Origin of the sequence: Thermaerobacillus caldiproteolyticus (genome assembly GCF_013761245.1) — a bacterium.
GTDB classification, from domain to species: domain Bacteria; phylum Bacillota; class Bacilli; order Bacillales; family Anoxybacillaceae; genus Thermaerobacillus; species Thermaerobacillus caldiproteolyticus.
The window spans coordinates 113,084-130,607 of record NZ_JACDUT010000001.1 but is presented as its reverse complement, the minus strand read 5'-3'; the positions used below and the strand labels follow the sequence as shown (position 1 = coordinate 130,607).

Genomic DNA, 17,524 nt, shown 5'->3' with positions numbered 1-17,524 from the left:
ACGTGAGCTACCTTTTCATTTTTTCTCTTTTTCTAACTCAACTAGTTTTTGCACTAAAATGTGCTGTGGCATATGCATTACTTGCTCGATCGGGATGCCTAATGCCTTGGCTAATTTTTGTGCTGTTTCCAATGAAATTTGGAGCGGGCGCATTTCAATCACCTCTTTGTTATATTAAACTAGATATGATTTCTTGAATCAATAGTATAGCAAACTTTTGCAACCTTTCGCATATATTTTTATTATCGTGCTTTATTGTTGAAAAGGACGGGAAAGGAGCGGAACGATGACTAAAATTTTTGCTCACCGCGGTTCAGCTGGCACGCATCCAGAAAATACGATGATTGCCTTTTACGAAGCGGAACGAGTCGAAGCGGACGGGATTGAATTAGATGTACAAATGACAAAAGATGGAGCGCTCGTGGTCATTCATGATGAAACGATTGATCGGACAACCGATGGTACAGGATGGGTGAAAGATTTTATATATAAGGAGTTACAACAATTCAACGCTGTTTATAAATTCGCCGAACAATATGATTTCTGTCGCATTCCACTGCTAGAGGAAGTGCTCCAATGGATAGAACCAACTGAGTTATTGCTAAATATTGAATTGAAAAATGGATTGATTGAATATAAAAAATTAGAGGAAAAAGTCATTGACATGGTTAGACATTACCATTTAGAGCATCGCGTCGTCCTCTCATCGTTTAATCATAATAGTATGGCGCTTTGTCATCGACTTGCTCCTGAGATTGAGACAGCGATTCTTTATATGAAAAGCTTATGTCAACCATGGAAATATATGCGTGCCATCGGAGCATCTGGATTGCATCCATACCATGGTACCGTAACAGAATCGTTCGTTCGTCAAGCACACGACCATCGTGTGGCAGTGCGGCCGTTTACGATTAACAAAGCAGGGTTAATGAAAAAAATGTTTCAATATCAAGTAGATGCGATTTTCACTGATTATCCATCAAAAGCAAAACAATTATTAAACAATCAAAAAACGACCTGAACGTTACGAGCTCGGGTCGTTTTTTTGTTTTTTTTGAAACCTTGGTTGAACTTTGTTTCGTTTTTGGTCGCGGTGAAGAATAAATCCGCCGATAAACCCTAAACCGAGTGCGAATAGAAGAAATCCGCACAAGAACTGAAGCCAAAGGGATGGAAGTGGGGCATGCAGAATGCCAAACAGCGTATCGCGCATCCATTTAATTCCTAAAGCTGCCAAAAAACCCGGAATCAGCAAAATTGTAAGAGCGATCATTCGTTGCATTGCGATTCTAATCCTTTCGTTCATCAAAAATCGTTTCACCAAACATCATAAACTTTTGATGAGATTTGTCAAGAAAAGAAAAAATCGGTATGATAGAAGTGTCTGCAAAAAATTGCATAATGTTAAAGAGCGGTGAATGGAATGAAAAAAGTACTAATTGTTGGCGCGGGGAAAGGTGGTACCGCATTATTGCAAATTTTGCAAAAGGCGACGATCATCCAGGTTGTTGCTGTCGCGGATATTAATGAACAAGCGCCGGGAATCCAGCTTGCGCAAAAGATGGGCATTCCCACGGGAACCGATTGGCGTGCCTTTTTAACCGAAGGAATTGATCTTATCATCGAAACAACGGGAGAAAAGCACGTATTTGAAGAAATCCGCAAAAGAAGCGATCCTCATACTGTTGTTGTACCGGGAATGGTTGCCCGTATGATCGCTGAACTCATCGAAGAAAAAGAGGCATTAATCGCGAAGTTAAAAAGTGAAACGACTCGTCGTGATTTAATTTTTAACGCGACTCATGATGGAATGATCGTTGTTGATGAGTTCGCTTATATTACCGATATAAATGACAGTGCAGCCGAGATGATCGAGGTGGATAAAACGAAGGCGATTGGCAAACATATTTTAGAAGTCATTCCGACAAGTAGGCTGCCGAGAGTATTAAAAACGAAGCAAACAGAGTTTCATCAAGAACTAAAGTTAGATAACGGACGAAAAATAATTACGACGCGCGTTCCTATGGTGGATGAATCTGGAAAGCTATTTGGGGCTCTTGCGGTCTTTAAGGACGTGACGGAGTTTGTTCGGCTAGCCGAAGAAATTACTAATTTAAAGGAAATTCGCATGATGTTAGAGGCGATTATTCATTCATCGGAAGAAGCGATTTCGGTTGTTGACGAGCATGGCAATGGCATTTTAATCAATCCCGCTTATACGCGCATCACGGGTCTTACTGAAGAAGAAGTCATCGGCAAACCAGCAACTGCAGATATTGCAGAAGGGGAAAGTATGCATATGCAAGTCTTGAAAACGCGCCGTCCTGTTCGTGGTGTGCGCATGAAAGTGGGGCCGAAAAACCGTGATGTTGTTGTCAATGTTGCTCCGATTATTGTCGATGGCGTATTAAAAGGAAGCGTTGGCGTTATTCATGACGTTTCCGAAATTCAGCGGCTTACCAATGAATTAAATCGCGCTCGACAAATTATTCGCACGTTGGAGGCGAAATATTCATTTGCTGATATTATCGGCACATCCGAAGAAATGACCGTAGCAATTGAGCAAGCGAAACTAGCAGCGAAGACGCCGGTAACGATTTTATTGCGCGGGGAATCGGGAACGGGAAAAGAATTGTTCGCTCACGCCATCCATAATGCGAGCGATCGAAAATATAACAAATTTGTCCGTGTGAATTGTGCCGCCCTTTCTGAAACACTATTAGAAAGCGAATTATTTGGATATGAAGAAGGAGCATTTTCCGGAGCCAAGCGAGGTGGAAAGCGCGGGTTGTTTGAGGAAGCGAATAACGGAAGTATTTTCCTTGATGAAATTGGTGAGCTTTCTGCAAATACGCAGGCGAAATTATTGCGCGTTCTCCAAGAAAGGGAAATTGTTCGCGTCGGGGGAACAAAACCGATTCCAATCAATGTTCGCGTCATTGCTGCGACAAATGTCAATTTAGAAAAGGCGATCTCTGAAGGGACATTCCGGGAAGATTTGTATTACCGTCTTAACCGGATGCCAATTTATATTCCGCCGCTTCGGGCAAGGAAGCAAGATATTCCGGCTTTATGTCATCATTTAATTCAAAAATTAAATCAAGATTACGGACGAAACGTAGAAGGATTAACGGAAGAAGCCATTCATTATCTTTTATCGTATGATTGGCCGGGCAATGTTCGTGAGCTTGAAAATGTGCTAGGTCGCGCGATGATTTTTATGAAATTTCATGAAGTGCTCATTGATGTGAAACATATTCCACCGTTAAAAATACCTCATGCTGAACACGATAGACATGAAGATTCGCTTTTGAATGGAGAGGAGATTCGTCCGCTCGATGAGATGATGGAGCAATATGAAGCGCATTTAATTGAAAGAGCATTACAAAAACATCATGGCAATAAAACGGCAACGGCGAAAGCGTTAGGCATTTCAATTCGCAATCTATATTACAAATTAGAAAAATATGGACTTGCAAAAAAATACATGCAATAATTTGCATATAACGCAAATCATTGCAAACGAGCACGAAAAAAATAAAGCGTTTTCAATATTTTTTGTTTGGCACGATTTTTGCATATTATAAAAGTGCGAGACGAAATGAAAGGACAAAGGGGTTGGATTCATGATATGAAGCTGCAATCGTTAGTCGACCAGGCAACCCAATATGACAATATGACAGTTGCAGTTGCTGCGGCAGAAGATGAAGAAGTAATTGAAGCTGTCACAATGGCGCTGGACAGTAATTTCGGGCGATTTATCTTGTATGGAGACAGTGAAAAAATTTCACAATTGTTAAAACAAAAAAATGAAGACTATGCAAAAAATGGCAGGTTACAATTAGTGCATGCGGATTCTAAAGTTCAAGCGACCGAACTAGCGGTAAAAGCGGTACATTTGAATGAAGCAAATGTACTAATGAAAGGGAATGTTCCGACAGCGACGATTTTAAAAGCTGTTCTGAATAAAGAGTTTGGTTTGCGAACAGGAAAAGTTTTATCACATGTGGCGGTATTTGAAGTGCCTAGCTATGACCACTATATCATTGTTACCGATGCGGCGATGAATATCGCGCCGGATCTGGAGCAAAAAGCGCAAATTGTCTCCAATGCGGTATCGATAGCGAGAGCCATCGGAATCGAAAAGCCGAAAGTAGCACCTCTTGCTGCCGTTGAAGTGGTAAATCCGGCGATGCCGGCAACGCTTGATGCAGCTGCATTAACTATGATGAACAAGCGAGGCCAAATTACCGATTGTATCGTTGATGGCCCATTAGCTCTTGATAACGCAGTTTCAATGCTGGCTGCTGAACATAAAGGAATTGACAGTGAAGTAGCGGGACAAGCTGATATTCTCCTTGTTCCTAACATTGAAACAGGAAATGTATTGTATAAATCATTAATTTACTTCGCCAATGCAAAAGTAGGTGCAGTAATTGCTGGGGCGAAGGCTCCGATTGTCTTAACATCACGCGCAGATTCTGCAGAAAGCAAACTTTATTCGTTAGCTCTTGCGGTTTGCTCCGCATCAAAATAATGAAAATCTTTTGGGGAGGAAATCAACATGGAAATCTTCAAATATATGGAACAATATGACTATGAGCAATTATTATTCTGCCAGGACAAAGAGTCAGGATTAAAAGCAATTATTGCCATTCATGATACAACATTAGGACCAGCTTTAGGCGGTACACGTATGTGGATGTACGAATCAGAGGAAGCAGCAATTGAAGACGCGCTTCGTTTAGCACGTGGTATGACTTACAAAAACGCTGCAGCCGGTTTAAACCTTGGCGGTGGTAAAACAGTTATTATCGGCGACCCGCGCAAAGATAAAAACGAAGCGATGTTCCGTGCGTTTGGCCGCTTCATTCAAGGATTAAACGGCCGCTACATCACTGCTGAAGATGTTGGTACAACCGTTGCAGACATGGACATCATTTATCAAGAAACGGATTATGTAACAGGCATTTCCCCTGAATTCGGTTCATCCGGTAATCCATCTCCTGTAACAGCATACGGGGTTTATCGTGGGATGAAAGCCGCAGCGAAAGAAGCGTTCGGAACAGATTCCTTAGAAGGAAAAGTCATCGCTGTACAAGGGGTTGGAAATGTTGCTTACAACTTATGCCGTCACCTTCATGAAGAAGGCGCAAAACTAATTGTGACAGACATTAACAAAGAGGCGGTGCAACGTGTAGTAGAGGAATTTGATGCAAAAGCGGTGGACCCGAACGATATTTACGGAGTAGACTGCGACATTTTTGCTCCATGCGCACTTGGCGGCATCATTAATGACCAAACCATTCCGCAATTAAAAGCAAAAGTCATCGCTGGGGCGGCGAACAACCAATTAAAAGAAGCAAGACATGGCGACATCATTCATGAAATGGGCATCGTATATGCTCCTGACTATGTGATCAACGCTGGCGGTGTGATCAACGTCGCTGACGAATTATATGGTTACAATCGCGAACGTGCCTTAAAGAAAGTGGAACAAATTTACAACAACATTGAAAAAGTATTTGAAATCTCTAAACGCGACAACATCCCAACTTATAAAGCAGCAGACCGTTTAGCAGAAGAACGCATTGAAAAAATGCGCAAATCCCGCAGTCAATTTTTACAAAATGGCCAACATATTTTGAGCCGTCGCCGCAATCGCTAAATAAAATAAGCGATGAAAGCGAGAACGATCTTTTCTCGCTTTCATCGCAAAAAATGGAGGTTGGAACCTTGCAAGAGGAGAAAGAATTTCGCATTTTAGTCATTAATCCTGGATCCACTTCAACAAAAATTGGCGTATTTGATAATGAACGTTCCATTTTTGAGAAAACAATCCGCCATGATACCGAAATATTACAGAAATATCAATCAATTATTGAGCAATATGAATTTCGGAAACAAACGATTCTGGATGCGCTTGACGAAGAAGGAATAAACATTTCAAAGTTAAGCGCCGTTTGCGGTCGCGGCGGTTTATTGCGCCCGATTGAAGGGGGAACGTATCGCGTTAATGAGCAAATGCTAGAAGATTTACGTAAAGGTTATGCAGGCCAGCATGCTTCTAACCTTGGCGGTATTTTAGCTCATGAAATCGCATCTGCGTTAAATATCCCCGCGTTTATCGTTGACCCGGTTGTAGTCGATGAGCTTGAGCCAATAGCGAGAATTTCCGGTTTTTCCCTCATTGAACGAAGGAGCATTTTCCACGCTTTAAACCAAAAAGCCGTTGCTCGTCGTGTCGCAAAGCAGCTTGGTAAAAAATATGAGGAATTAAATTTGATTGTCACTCATATGGGCGGTGGAATCACGGTTGGCGCTCATAAACAAGGAAGGGTAGTTGACGTAAACAACGGATTAGACGGCGAAGGTCCGTTCAGTCCTGAACGTGCTGGTACAGTGCCGGCAGGCGATCTTGTTTCCCTATGCTTTTCAGGTGAATATTATCGCGATGAAATTATGAAAATGTTAGTTGGTCAAGGCGGATTAGTCGGTTATCTCGGAACGAATGATGCCGTGAAAGTCGAAAAAATGATTGAAGAAGGGGATCAAAAGGCAAAACTAGTTTACAGTGCAATGGCTTACCAAGTAGCAAAAGAAATTGGTGCTGCCAGTGCCGTATTAGCCGGAAAAGTAGACGCGATCATTTTAACGGGCGGACTAGCTTATGGAAAAGAATTCGTTAAAGAAATTGCTGACCGCGTAAAATGGATTGCTGATGTGATTGTTCACCCGGGGGAAAACGAGTTGCAAGCGCTTGCAGAAGGTGCATTGCGTGTCTTACGCGGCGAAGAAGAAGAAAAGGAATATCCGGGAAATTCGGTGAAAACAAAAGTGATGCAATAGGAAGGAGCGGGCATTGATGGCAAAAGAATACGATCTCGTCATATTAGGCGGTGGTACAGGCGGATATGTAGCGGCGATTCGTGCGGCACAACTTGGGATAAAAACAGCAGTAGTGGAAAAAGGAAAACTTGGCGGTACGTGCTTACATGCCGGTTGCATTCCAAGTAAAGCATTGCTTCGCAGCGCGGAAGTATACGCACAAACAAAAGAAAGCGAAAAATTTGGCGTATTTGTTAATGATGTGAAATTGGATTTTGTAAAAGTGCAAGAGCGCAAAGGTAAAATTGTTGAGCAGCTGCATAAAGGTGTTCAACACTTAATGAAAAAAGGAAAAATTGATGTGTATGAAGGAACAGGCCGCATTTTAGGTCCGTCGATCTTCTCGCCAATGCCAGGAACGATTTCTGTTGAATTGAACAATGGCGGCGAAAACGAAATGCTTGTTCCGAAAAACGTCATCATTGCCACAGGATCTCGTCCACGTACGTTACCGGGATTAGACATTGACGGTGAATATGTGATTACATCTGATGAGGCGTTACAATTAGAGAAGCTTCCAGCATCAATCATCATCGTCGGTGGAGGAGTCATTGGTATCGAGTGGGCTTCCATGTTAAATGATTTCGGCGTTGAAGTAACGGTATTAGAGTATGCTGATCGCATTTTACCAACTGAAGACCGCGACGTTTCAAAAGAAGTGGAAAAATTATTAAAACAACGTGGCATTAATATTGTAACGAATGCAAAAGTATTGCCTGAAACACTTGAAAAAAGGAACGGTGTAACCATTAAAGCTGAACATAAAGGCGAACAAAAAGCGTTCACAGCGGAAAAAATGCTTGTTTCTGTCGGTCGTCAGGCAAATATTGAGGGGATCGGTTTAGAAAATACAGATATCATTGTGGAAAAAGGCTTCATTCAAACCAATGAATTCTATCAAACAAAAGAGTCTCATATTTATGCAATTGGCGATGTTATTGGCGGCTTACAACTTGCTCATGTCGCTTCTCACGAAGGAATTGTCGCTGTTGAACATATTGCCGGCCAAAATCCATCACCGATTGACTATACAATGATTTCAAAATGCGTGTACAGCCGTCCGGAAGTAGCAAGCGTCGGTTTAACGGAAGAAGAGGCAAAAGAAAAAGGGTATAAAGTAAAAGTTGGTAAATTCCCGTTCAAAGCGATTGGTAAAGCGCTTGTATTCGGAGAAGCTGACGGATTCGTTAAAATTGTTGCTGATGAAGAGACAAATGACTTGCTCGGCGTTCATATGGTAGGACCTCATGTGACAGACATGATTTCTGAAGCAGGTCTTGCACGTGTGCTTGACGCAACTCCATGGGAAGTTGCCCACACCATTCATCCGCATCCAACATTATCAGAAGCGATGGCAGAAGCTGCGTTGGCTGTTGATGGGAAAGCGATTCATTTTTAATGGATAAAGGGAGGTTGTTTTGATGGCTGAAAATCGTCATCAAGCGTTAGGCTTAAGTGATGAAACAGTATTAGAGATGTATGAAACGATGTTGTTAGCTCGGAAAATCGACGAGCGCATGTGGCTTTTAAACCGTGCTGGTAAAATCCCGTTTGTCATCTCTTGTCAAGGACAAGAAGCGGCTCAAGTCGGAGCTGCATTCGCTTTAGATCGCACGAAAGACTACGTCTTACCTTACTATCGCGACATGGGTGTTGTGTTAACATTCGGTATGACACCAACAGAATTAATGCTTTCCGCGTTTGCGAAAGCGGAAGATCCAAACTCTGGCGGCCGTCAAATGCCTGGTCACTTTGGAAAAAAGAAAAACCGCATCGTTACAGGTTCTTCACCGGTAACAACACAAGTGCCACATGCGGTTGGTATCGCATTAGCGGCGAAAATGGAGAAAAAAGACTTCATTACATTCGTGACATTTGGTGAAGGGTCTTCGAACCAAGGTGACTTCCATGAAGGGGCCAACTTTGCCGGTGTTCATAAGTTACCGGTTATCTTCATGTGCGAAAACAATAAATATGCAATCTCTGTTCCGATAGAAAAACAATTAGCATGCGAAAAAGTGTCTGACCGTGCAATCGGTTACGGTATGCCTGGCTATACGGTAGATGGAAATGATCCATTAGAAGTATATAAAGTCGTAAAAGAAGCGGCTGATCGTGCTCGCCGCGGCGAAGGTCCGACATTAATCGAAACGGTTTCTTACCGTTTAACGGCTCACTCTTCTGATGACGATGACCGCGCTTATCGCACACCTGAAGAATTAGCCGAAGCGCGCGCCAAAGATCCAATTTTTTTATTTGCGAATTACTTAAAAGAATTAGGCGTGCTAACGGACGAGCTAGAAAAAGAAATTCACGATCGCATCACAAAACAAGTAAACGAAGCGACAGATTATGCGGAAAAAGCACCGTATGCGGAACCAGAACACGCATTAAAGTACGTATACGCTGAGAAGTAAGGAGGAACGAAGAATGCCAGTCATTTCATATATTGATGCCGTTACGATGGCGATCCGGGAGGAAATGGAACGAGATTCCCGCGTGTTCGTATTAGGGGAAGACGTAGGAAAAAAAGGTGGGGTATTTAAAGCGACCCAAGGATTGTACGAGCAATTTGGTGAAGAACGCGTCATTGATACGCCTTTAGCAGAATCAGCAATCGTTGGTGTCGGAATCGGTGCAGCGATGTACGGATTGCGCCCAATTGCAGAAATACAATTTGCCGATTTCATCATGCCAGCAGTGAATCAAATCATTTCTGAAGCGGCACGGATTCGTTATCGCTCTAATAATGATTGGAACTGCCCGATTGTCATTCGTGCACCATATGGCGGCGGTGTTCACGGAGCGCTTTACCACTCGCAATCTGTTGAAGCGGTGTTTGCGAATCAACCAGGCTTAAAAATTGTCATGCCATCGACTCCTTATGACGTGAAAGGGTTATTAAAAGCAGCAATTCGTGATGAAGACCCAGTATTGTTCTTCGAGCATAAGCGTGCTTACCGCTTAATTAAAGGTGAAGTTCCTGCGGACGATTATGTATTGCCAATTGGGAAAGCGGACGTCAAACGCGAAGGAGAAGATATTACGGTTATTACGTATGGTCTATGTGTACACTTTGCGCTTCAAGCGGCAGAAAGGGTAGCGCAAGACGGCATTTCTGCTCATGTATTAGACTTGCGTACGGTGTATCCGTTAGACAAAGAAGCGATCATCGAAGCGGCAAGCAAAACGGGGAAAGTGCTTCTTGTTACAGAAGATAACAAAGAAGGAAGCATCATGAGCGAAGTGGCTGCGATTATCGCGGAACATTGCTTATTTGATTTAGATGCGCCAATTATGCGTCTAGCTGGTCCTGATGTGCCGGCGATGCCATATGCTCCAACAATGGAGAAATTCTTCATGGTAAACCCTGATAAAGTAGAAAAAGCAATGCGAGAATTAGCAGCATTTTAATGGAATGTCGGCCATTTTTTGATTGTATTGTCACGCTTATGCGTAGTAAAAGCCGAACAAAGGACGATGATGTGGGCGCAATCATGCCCGCTTTCGTTCTTGTTCGATTTTAATAAGCATGCATCTAGCCACAGCTTTCTTAAACAGCTTTTAATCAAGATAGGAGGTAATCGATGTGGCAATTGAACAAATTACAATGCCTCAGCTAGGTGAAAGTGTCACCGAAGGTACAATTAGCAAGTGGCTCGTTTCCGTCGGCGACAAAGTGAATAAATACGACCCAATCGCAGAAGTGATGACAGATAAAGTCAACGCAGAGATCCCTTCATCTTTTACGGGCGTCATTAAAGAATTAATCGCTAGCGAAGGTGAAACATTACCAGTTGGTGCGGTGATTTGTACAATCGAAGTAGAGGGAGAAGGTACGGGAGCACCAGCAGCGGAAACGAAACAAGAGGAAGCACCGACAGCAGAAGCGCCAAAAGCGGAAGCTGCTCCAGCACCTAAAAAGCCAGCCGGGGCAAATAAAGGCCGTTATTCACCAGCTGTTCTTCGTCTTGCTCAAGAGCACAATATTGATCTTGAACAAGTACAAGGAACAGGGATGGGCGGACGCATTACGCGCAAAGACCTTCTGAAGCTCATCGAGTCTGGTCATATTCCGGCAGCTGATCAAAAACCTGCTGCTCCAGCTCAACCAGCTGCTGCACCACAACCGACTCAAGAAGCGCCAAAAGCGGAACCAGCTGCCGCTCCAAAACAACCAGCGGCACCGAACGTTCCTGTTCAAGCAGGTGATATTGAAATTCCGGTGACACCTGTACGCAAAGCGATTGCAGCGAACATGCTTCGCAGTAAGCACGAAGCGCCACACGCATGGACAATGGTCGAAGTCGATGTCACGAATTTAGTCGCTTACCGCGATTCAATTAAAGACGAATTCAAAAAACGCGAAGGCTTTAACTTAACCTACTTTGCGTTCTTCGTCAAAGCGGTTGCGCAAGCGTTAAAAGAATTCCCGCAAATCAACTCTATGTGGGCGGGTGACAAGATCGTTCAGAAAAAAGACATTAATATCTCGATCGCTGTTGCGACAGACGACGCATTATTCGTGCCTGTTATTAAGCATGCTGACGAAAAATCAATTAAAGGAATTGCACGTGAAATTGCCGAGTTAGCCGCAAAAGTGCGCGCAGGCAAACTTCGTCCAGAAGATATGCAAGGCGGAACGTTCACGGTGAACAACACCGGTTCATTCGGTTCTGTTCAATCGATGGGGATCATCAACTATCCGCAAGCGGCGATTTTACAAGTCGAATCGATCGTCAAACGCCCGGTTGTCAAAGACGGCATGATCGCTATACGCGACATGGTTAACTTGTGTCTATCCCTGGACCATCGCGTACTTGACGGTTTAATTTGCGGCCGTTTCCTCGCACGTGTGAAAGAAATTTTAGAAAATGTATCTAAAGACAATACGCCAATTTATTAATAATGCGAAAAAAATCCACTGCAAACGTTGCGGTGGATTTTTGTTCATTGCTAGAACGTTATCCATATACTACAATAAATATACAGTGAATATTTCTAAAAATTGAAAAGTAAGCGATTTCTTTAAAAAGGATGGGAGAAGTAGCTTTCGGTACATAAAGGGAGGGACGATTCGTGACGGATATTTCTATGATGAAAAATCAGTCGTTTCCGCTTCCAAGTTATGAGGAATGGAAACGAGAAGTAGAGAAGTCCTTAAAAGGAAAACCATTTGAAAAGCTTTATTCAACGACTTATGAAAATCTGCTCATTAAACCAATTTATACGCGTGAAGATGTCGAATCACTTGAGCATATGGAACAATATCCGGGGTTTCCGCGTTACGTTCGCGGGGTTGAGGTAAATGGATACATTCGCGAACCATGGGCAGTCAGCCAAGAAATTTCAGCACGCAGCCCGAAAGAATGGAATGAGATTGTTAAGAACGATCTGGAAAGAGGTCAAACGGAAATACATCTTGTGCTGGATCGGCTAGGTTTTTCTATCCAGTCACTTCATGATATAGAAGAAATGTTCTCAGGAATTTCTCTGATTGATTACTCTCTTCGCGTCGATGCAGGAGAAAATTCGCTTTCGTTTTTTGCTTTGTTAACAGCCCATTTACAAAACCAGCAAATTCCGCTTGGCATTGTACGCGGCACGATTGGTATGGATCCGATTTCTATTCTTGTGGAAAAAGGGCAATTATCCTCTTCCTTATCTACATTATATGATGTCATGGCCGATGTGACAAAATGGGCGAAAAAAGAGAGGGCGTATGTCAAGACGATTCTCGTTCGCGGCGAACCATATCATAATGGCGGAGCGAACGCGGTGCAAGAACTGGCGTTTGTGTTTGCAACGGCGGTGGAATATTTGAACGAGTGTCTAAACAGAGGGTTAACCATTGATGAAGTAGCGCAACGAATCAGCTTTTCATTGGAAATCGGCTCGAATTTCTTTATGGAAATTGCGAAACTTCGTGCAGCGCGTTTGATTTGGTCCAATATTGTGCAAGCGTTTGGCGGCAATAAGGAATCGCAAAAGATGGTCATTCATGCGCGCACATCTCATTTTACTAAGACGATATACGACCCATATGTGAATATGCTTCGCGCAACGACGGAAGCATTTGCGGCAACGGTCGGCGGAGCGAACAGTCTTCATGTATCACCATTCGATGAAGCGATTCAACAAGCGGATGAGTTTTCACGAAGAATTGCCCGCAATACGCAGTTGATTTTGCTTGAGGAAGCGCATATTGGTAGAGTCATTGACCCAGCTGGCGGTTCTTACTATGTGGAGACATTAACGGTACAAGTAGCACAGGAGGCGTGGAATCTGTTCCAACAGATTGAGGCAAAGGGCGGCATCACAAAAGCGCTCGAAGAAGGTTTTGTGCAAGCCGAAGTGGAAAAAGTCGCCGCATTACGAAAGAACAATGTGAAAACGCGCAAAGAAAAAATTGTCGGCACGAACTTCTATGCAAACTTGGCGGAGCCAACGGTGCAAAAAGCTGAAGGAAACAATAATGCAAGTATATCTTTTGATTTACCGCTTAATGAAGAGAATATTGCGCAATTAAAAGCAGGGTTCGATGCGAAAAAATTTACAGAAACAGCGATTGCCATGGTTTCCTGTCGAGCGTCCGCTCAAGAAATCAACCAAGCATTAGCAGCAACCGGCCCATCCATCGCGATTCAGCCAATTCCGCAATGGCGGTTAGCTGAACCGTTTGAGCAGTTACGAAAAGCGTCGGAAGTTTATTCGGAAAAACATGGAAGACGTCCAACGGTGCATCTCATCAACCTCGGACCGATTCCGAACCATAAAGCGAGAGCCGACTTTATTACGGGCTTTTTTGAGGCTGGCGGCTTGGAAGTGGTGAAAAATAACGGCTATATGTCAGCCGAAGAAGCAGTACAAGGAGCGCTTTCTTTTCAAGGTACGCATTATATCATTTGCGGTTCAGACGAAAGCTACACGGATACTGTTCCGACGATTGCAGCGGAACTGAAAAAAGCGAATCCTCATTTGAAATTATATGTTGCAGGTAAACAATCTCCTGAAATCGAGAAAACATTTGTCCAATCAGGCATCGATGGCTTTATTCATATCGGTTCCAATTGTTATGATACGCTGGCGGAATTTATGAAAGACATGGGGGTGGCTCTCGATGAATAGAAAGGTTGATTTTACGAACGTACCTTTGCATATGTCAAGCAAAAACATAGACGAACAACGGTGGAAGCAAGCAATCGAAGAAAAGCTGAAAGCGTCGATCGACGACCTTTTGTTCCAAACGAATGAACAAATTGCGATTAAGCCTTTATATACGAAAAAAGATATCGAAGGATTTGATTTTCTTGATTATATGCCGGGAATCCCCCCATATTTACGAGGGCCTTATCCGTCGATGTATATCAATCGTCCGTGGACGATTCGACAATACGCCGGTTTTTCGACAGCAGAGGAAAGTAATGCCTTTTATCGCCGCAACTTAGCGATGGGGCAAAAAGGGCTGTCTGTCGCCTTTGACCTAGCAACGCATCGCGGCTACGACTCCGATCACCCGCGTGTTGTCGGTGATGTCGGAAAAGCAGGGGTAGCGATTGATTCGATTTTAGATATGAAAATTTTGTTTGACGGCATTCCGCTTGACCAAATGTCGGTGTCAATGACGATGAACGGTGCCGTTTTACCGATTATGGCGTTTTATATTGTGACAGCCGAAGAACAAGGAGTGACACAAGATAAGCTTTCCGGAACGATTCAAAACGATATTTTAAAAGAATACATGGTGCGCAATACGTATATTTATCCGCCGGAAACGTCGATGCGCATTATCGCTGATATTTTTGAATATACGTCGAAGTATATGCCAAAGTTTAACAGCATCAGTATTTCGGGCTACCATATGCAAGAAGCGGGGGCACCGGCCGATATTGAATTGGCGTATACGCTGGCGGACGGGTTAGAGTATGTGCGCACTGGATTAAAAGCGGGAATTGATATCGACTCATTCGCTCCAAGACTTTCGTTCTTCTGGGCAATCGGCATGAATTATTTTATGGAAGTCGCAAAAATGAGAGCAGCGCGCATCATGTGGGCGAAAATAATGAAAACGTTTAACCCGAAAAATCCGAAATCGCTCGCTTTACGGACGCACTCGCAAACATCGGGCTGGAGCTTGACCGAACAAGATCCATTCAATAATGTTGTGCGCACATGCATTGAAGCACATGCTGCAGCGCTCGGCCATACGCAATCGCTACACACGAACGCCCTCGATGAAGCGATTGCTTTGCCGACTGATTTTTCCGCACGCATTGCCCGCAATACACAGCTTTATTTACAAGATGAAACGGGAATTTGTAACGTGATTGATCCATGGGCAGGCTCGTACTATGTAGAAACATTAACGAATGAATTAATGAATCGATCGTGGAAGCATATTGAGGAAATTGAAAGTTTAGGGGGGATGGCGAAAGCGATTGAAACGGGGCTGCCAAAAATGCGGATCGAAGAAGCCGCCGCGAGACGTCAAGCGAAAATTGATTCCGGAGCCGAAACAATTATCGGTGTAAACAAATATCGGCCGGAAAAAGAAGAGCCAATTGATATTTTAGAAGTAGATAATACAGATGTCCGTCTACGGCAAATTGAAAAGTTAAAACAATTGCGCGCTTCCCGCGATGAGCAAAAGGTGCAAGAAGCGTTAGAGGCCATTACAAAAGCAACAGAAACGGGAGAAGGAAACTTACTTGAGCTTGCTGTGCAGGCAGCACGCGCTCGCGCTACATTAGGGGAAATTTCTTATGCGATTGAAAAAGTGGCGAAACGTCATAAAGCGGTCATTCGCTCAATTAGCGGAGTCTATAGCTCCGAATTTACAAATGAAGAAGAAATTCAGCGCGTCAAGAAGCTGACTGATGAATTTTATGAGCTGGAAGGTCGTAGACCGCGCATTATGGTTGCAAAAATGGGACAAGATGGACATGACCGCGGCGCGAAAGTTATTGCGACGGCATTTGCCGATTTAGGATTTGATGTTGATATTGGACCGTTGTTTCAAACACCGGAGGAAACGGCGCGTCAAGCAGTAGAAAACGACGTTCATGTCGTTGGGATAAGTTCGCTTGCCGGCGGACATAAAACGTTATTGCCACAGTTAGTCGAGCAATTGCGTAAACTAGGTCGCGAAGATATTATTGTTATCGTTGGAGGTGTCATTCCACCGCAAGACTATGAATTTTTATACGAACACGGTGCCTCAGCCATTTTTGGTCCGGGAACCATCATTCCAGCCGCTGCAGAAAAAGTGCTTGAGGAAATTTATAAGCGCCTCGGGTATGAGGAAGTGAACCAATGAGCAACGAACGAACATATCGCCCGGAGTGGGTGCCAGAAGAACGAGCCGATGACTTTGCGACTGCTTATGTAAAAAAGCAAGAGGAATCTACTTCCTCACCGCAGCCAACAAAGCGATGGGTGAAACGAAAAGAACGGTCGGTAGCGGAATATGTCAAAGGAGTATTAAACAATGATCGAACGATTTTGGCGCAGGCGATTACGCTTGTCGAAAGCAATGCGGCAAAGCATATGGAAATGGCACAACAAATGTTGAATGAATTGCTTCCTTATGTCGGAAAATCGATTCGCATCGGCATTACCGGTGTGCCGGGAGCAGGAAAAAGCACGTTTATCGAAGCGTTCGGAAAATTTTTATGCGAAAACGGCCATCGCGTTGCCGTTCTTGCGGTAGATCCGAGCAGCTCCATTACAGGCGGGAGCATTCTTGGTGATAAAACAAGGATGGAAAATTTGTCGCGTGATCCGCGGGCGTTTATTCGACCGTCTCCATCCGGCGGTACGCTTGGCGGCGTTCATCGTAAAACGCGGGAAACGATGCTTTTATGCGAGGCGGCAGGTTATGATGTCATTTTGATTGAAACGGTTGGTGTCGGGCAAAGTGAATTCGTAGTTCGCAGCATGGTTGACTTTTTCATGCTTCTTGCTCTGACGGGAGCAGGAGACGAACTTCAGGGCATGAAAAAAGGAATTATGGAACTAACGGACGCGATTATTATTAATAAGGCCGACGGCGGCAATAAACCGAAAGCGTTAGCCGCCAAAGAAGAATACAACCAATTTCTTCATTACTTGCGGCCGGCAACGCCAGGATGGGAAACAAAAGCTTATACATGTTCCGCTTTGTTAGGGGAAGGAATCCCTGAAATTTGGCAAGTTATTGAGAAATTTGTGGAAACGACAAAAAACTCAGGCGTATTTGAGATGCGTCGGCGAAATCAGCTGAAAGACTGGATTTACTCGATGATTAAAGATTATCTAGAATCGAGCTTTTTCTCACATCCGCAAATTAAAGAAAAGCTACCGATGATCGAAAATAATGTAATCGCTGGCACGCTCTCTGTAACGAAGGCAGTACAACAGTTATTGCGGATTTATGAAAACAAAAAGGAGTCTGAATAAATTTATTAAGACGTAAAACAAACAGCCCTAAAAAATAAAAGCTTTAGATTCTATCGAATCTAAGGCTTTTTTGATGCAACATAATGACTATTGTTGCATTGGGAATAAAATCTTATGTTTTGTCTCGCTTCGCTATCGAACCTCGAAGCATCAATAGTGGGAACAATACATAAACTTGTTTGCTGTGCAAATGGTTTTT

Annotated in this window: 14 protein-coding genes; 12 read left to right on the top strand and 2 right to left on the bottom strand. The window is 43.5% G+C overall.

The genetic code is table 11. The annotated features are described in order from the left end of the window. Window positions 1–15: 15 nt before the first annotated feature. Entirely contained in the window at window positions 16–153 is a 138-nt protein-coding gene (locus tag HNR31_RS00685; RefSeq protein WP_181554335.1) for a YycC family protein, read from the bottom strand. A 133-nt stretch (window positions 154–286) separates the two neighbouring features. Between HNR31_RS00685 and HNR31_RS00680 the strand changes: the two genes are divergently transcribed. After that, window positions 287–1,021: a glycerophosphodiester phosphodiesterase gene (locus tag HNR31_RS00680; RefSeq protein ID WP_181554334.1), complete on the top strand. Its 735-nt coding sequence runs from the start codon at window positions 287–289 to the stop codon at window positions 1,019–1,021. 3 nt (window positions 1,022–1,024) lie between these two features. On the opposite strand, the gene HNR31_RS00675 is transcribed toward HNR31_RS00680, so the two are convergent. Then, window positions 1,025–1,282 (bottom strand): DUF2627 domain-containing protein, encoded by a 258-nt coding sequence (locus HNR31_RS00675; protein ID WP_181554847.1) that lies wholly within the window; start codon window positions 1,280–1,282, stop codon window positions 1,025–1,027. 141 nt (window positions 1,283–1,423) lie between these two features. On the opposite strand from HNR31_RS00675, the gene HNR31_RS00670 reads away from it, so the two are divergent. The 11 genes from HNR31_RS00670 to meaB all read left to right on the top strand — a co-directional run bounded on the left by HNR31_RS00670 (window position 1,424) and on the right by meaB (window position 17,325). Next, window positions 1,424–3,496, top strand: coding sequence for a sigma-54 interaction domain-containing protein (locus HNR31_RS00670; RefSeq protein WP_181554333.1), 2,073 nt, complete (start codon window positions 1,424–1,426; stop codon window positions 3,494–3,496). A gap of 135 nt (window positions 3,497–3,631) precedes the next feature. Continuing rightward, on the top strand, window positions 3,632–4,537 hold the full coding sequence (yqiS, locus tag HNR31_RS00665) for a phosphate butyryltransferase (protein ID WP_181554846.1): 906 nt from the start codon (window positions 3,632–3,634) through the stop codon (window positions 4,535–4,537). A gap of 27 nt (window positions 4,538–4,564) precedes the next feature. Next, a complete protein-coding gene (gene bcd, locus HNR31_RS00660) occupies window positions 4,565–5,668 on the top strand; it encodes a branched-chain amino acid dehydrogenase (protein WP_181554332.1) in 1,104 nt (367 codons plus the stop codon). A 53-nt stretch (window positions 5,669–5,721) separates the two neighbouring features. Beyond that, on the top strand, window positions 5,722–6,849 hold the full coding sequence (gene buk / locus HNR31_RS00655) for a butyrate kinase (protein ID WP_181554331.1): 1,128 nt from the start codon (window positions 5,722–5,724) through the stop codon (window positions 6,847–6,849). A gap of 16 nt (window positions 6,850–6,865) precedes the next feature. Beyond that, entirely contained in the window at window positions 6,866–8,287 is a 1,422-nt protein-coding gene (lpdA, locus tag HNR31_RS00650; protein ID WP_181554330.1) for a dihydrolipoyl dehydrogenase, read from the top strand. A gap of 22 nt (window positions 8,288–8,309) precedes the next feature. Beyond that, entirely contained in the window at window positions 8,310–9,305 is a 996-nt protein-coding gene (locus tag HNR31_RS00645; RefSeq protein WP_181554329.1) for a thiamine pyrophosphate-dependent dehydrogenase E1 component subunit alpha, read from the top strand. Between the two features lie 13 nt (window positions 9,306–9,318). Beyond that, window positions 9,319–10,302, top strand: a complete 984-nt coding sequence (locus tag HNR31_RS00640; protein WP_181554328.1) for an alpha-ketoacid dehydrogenase subunit beta — start codon at window positions 9,319–9,321, stop codon at window positions 10,300–10,302. A gap of 175 nt (window positions 10,303–10,477) precedes the next feature. After that, window positions 10,478–11,794 (top strand): dihydrolipoamide acetyltransferase family protein, encoded by a 1,317-nt coding sequence (locus HNR31_RS00635; protein ID WP_181554327.1) that lies wholly within the window; start codon window positions 10,478–10,480, stop codon window positions 11,792–11,794. A 173-nt stretch (window positions 11,795–11,967) separates the two neighbouring features. Then, window positions 11,968–14,016 carry a methylmalonyl-CoA mutase family protein gene (locus HNR31_RS00630; protein ID WP_181554326.1) on the top strand — a complete coding sequence of 683 codons (2,049 nt, stop codon included), beginning with the start codon at window positions 11,968–11,970 and terminating at the stop codon, window positions 14,014–14,016. Further along, window positions 14,009–16,204, top strand: a complete 2,196-nt coding sequence (gene scpA / locus HNR31_RS00625) for a methylmalonyl-CoA mutase (protein WP_181554325.1) — start codon at window positions 14,009–14,011, stop codon at window positions 16,202–16,204. The genes HNR31_RS00630 and scpA overlap by 8 nt, the downstream gene beginning before the upstream one ends. Beyond that, window positions 16,201–17,325 (top strand): methylmalonyl Co-A mutase-associated GTPase MeaB, encoded by a 1,125-nt coding sequence (gene meaB / locus HNR31_RS00620; RefSeq protein WP_181554324.1) that lies wholly within the window; start codon window positions 16,201–16,203, stop codon window positions 17,323–17,325. The genes scpA and meaB overlap by 4 nt, the downstream gene beginning before the upstream one ends. Window positions 17,326–17,524 lie beyond the last annotated feature (199 nt).

Coding starts and splice junctions, on each gene's coding strand:
- HNR31_RS00685 (WP_181554335.1), bottom strand. CDS start 153: ATGCGCCCGCTCCAAATTTCATTGGAAACAGCACAAAAATTAGCCAAG.
- HNR31_RS00680 (WP_181554334.1), top strand. CDS start 287: ATGACTAAAATTTTTGCTCACCGCGGTTCAGCTGGCACGCATCCAGAA.
- HNR31_RS00675 (WP_181554847.1), bottom strand. CDS start 1,282: ATGCAACGAATGATCGCTCTTACAATTTTGCTGATTCCGGGTTTTTTG.
- HNR31_RS00670 (WP_181554333.1), top strand. CDS start 1,424: ATGAAAAAAGTACTAATTGTTGGCGCGGGGAAAGGTGGTACCGCATTA.
- yqiS (WP_181554846.1), top strand. CDS start 3,632: ATGAAGCTGCAATCGTTAGTCGACCAGGCAACCCAATATGACAATATG.
- bcd (WP_181554332.1), top strand. CDS start 4,565: ATGGAAATCTTCAAATATATGGAACAATATGACTATGAGCAATTATTA.
- buk (WP_181554331.1), top strand. CDS start 5,722: ATGGAGGTTGGAACCTTGCAAGAGGAGAAAGAATTTCGCATTTTAGTC.
- lpdA (WP_181554330.1), top strand. CDS start 6,866: ATGGCAAAAGAATACGATCTCGTCATATTAGGCGGTGGTACAGGCGGA.
- HNR31_RS00645 (WP_181554329.1), top strand. CDS start 8,310: ATGGCTGAAAATCGTCATCAAGCGTTAGGCTTAAGTGATGAAACAGTA.
- HNR31_RS00640 (WP_181554328.1), top strand. CDS start 9,319: ATGCCAGTCATTTCATATATTGATGCCGTTACGATGGCGATCCGGGAG.
- scpA (WP_181554325.1), top strand. CDS start 14,009: ATGAATAGAAAGGTTGATTTTACGAACGTACCTTTGCATATGTCAAGC.
- meaB (WP_181554324.1), top strand. CDS start 16,201: ATGAGCAACGAACGAACATATCGCCCGGAGTGGGTGCCAGAAGAACGA.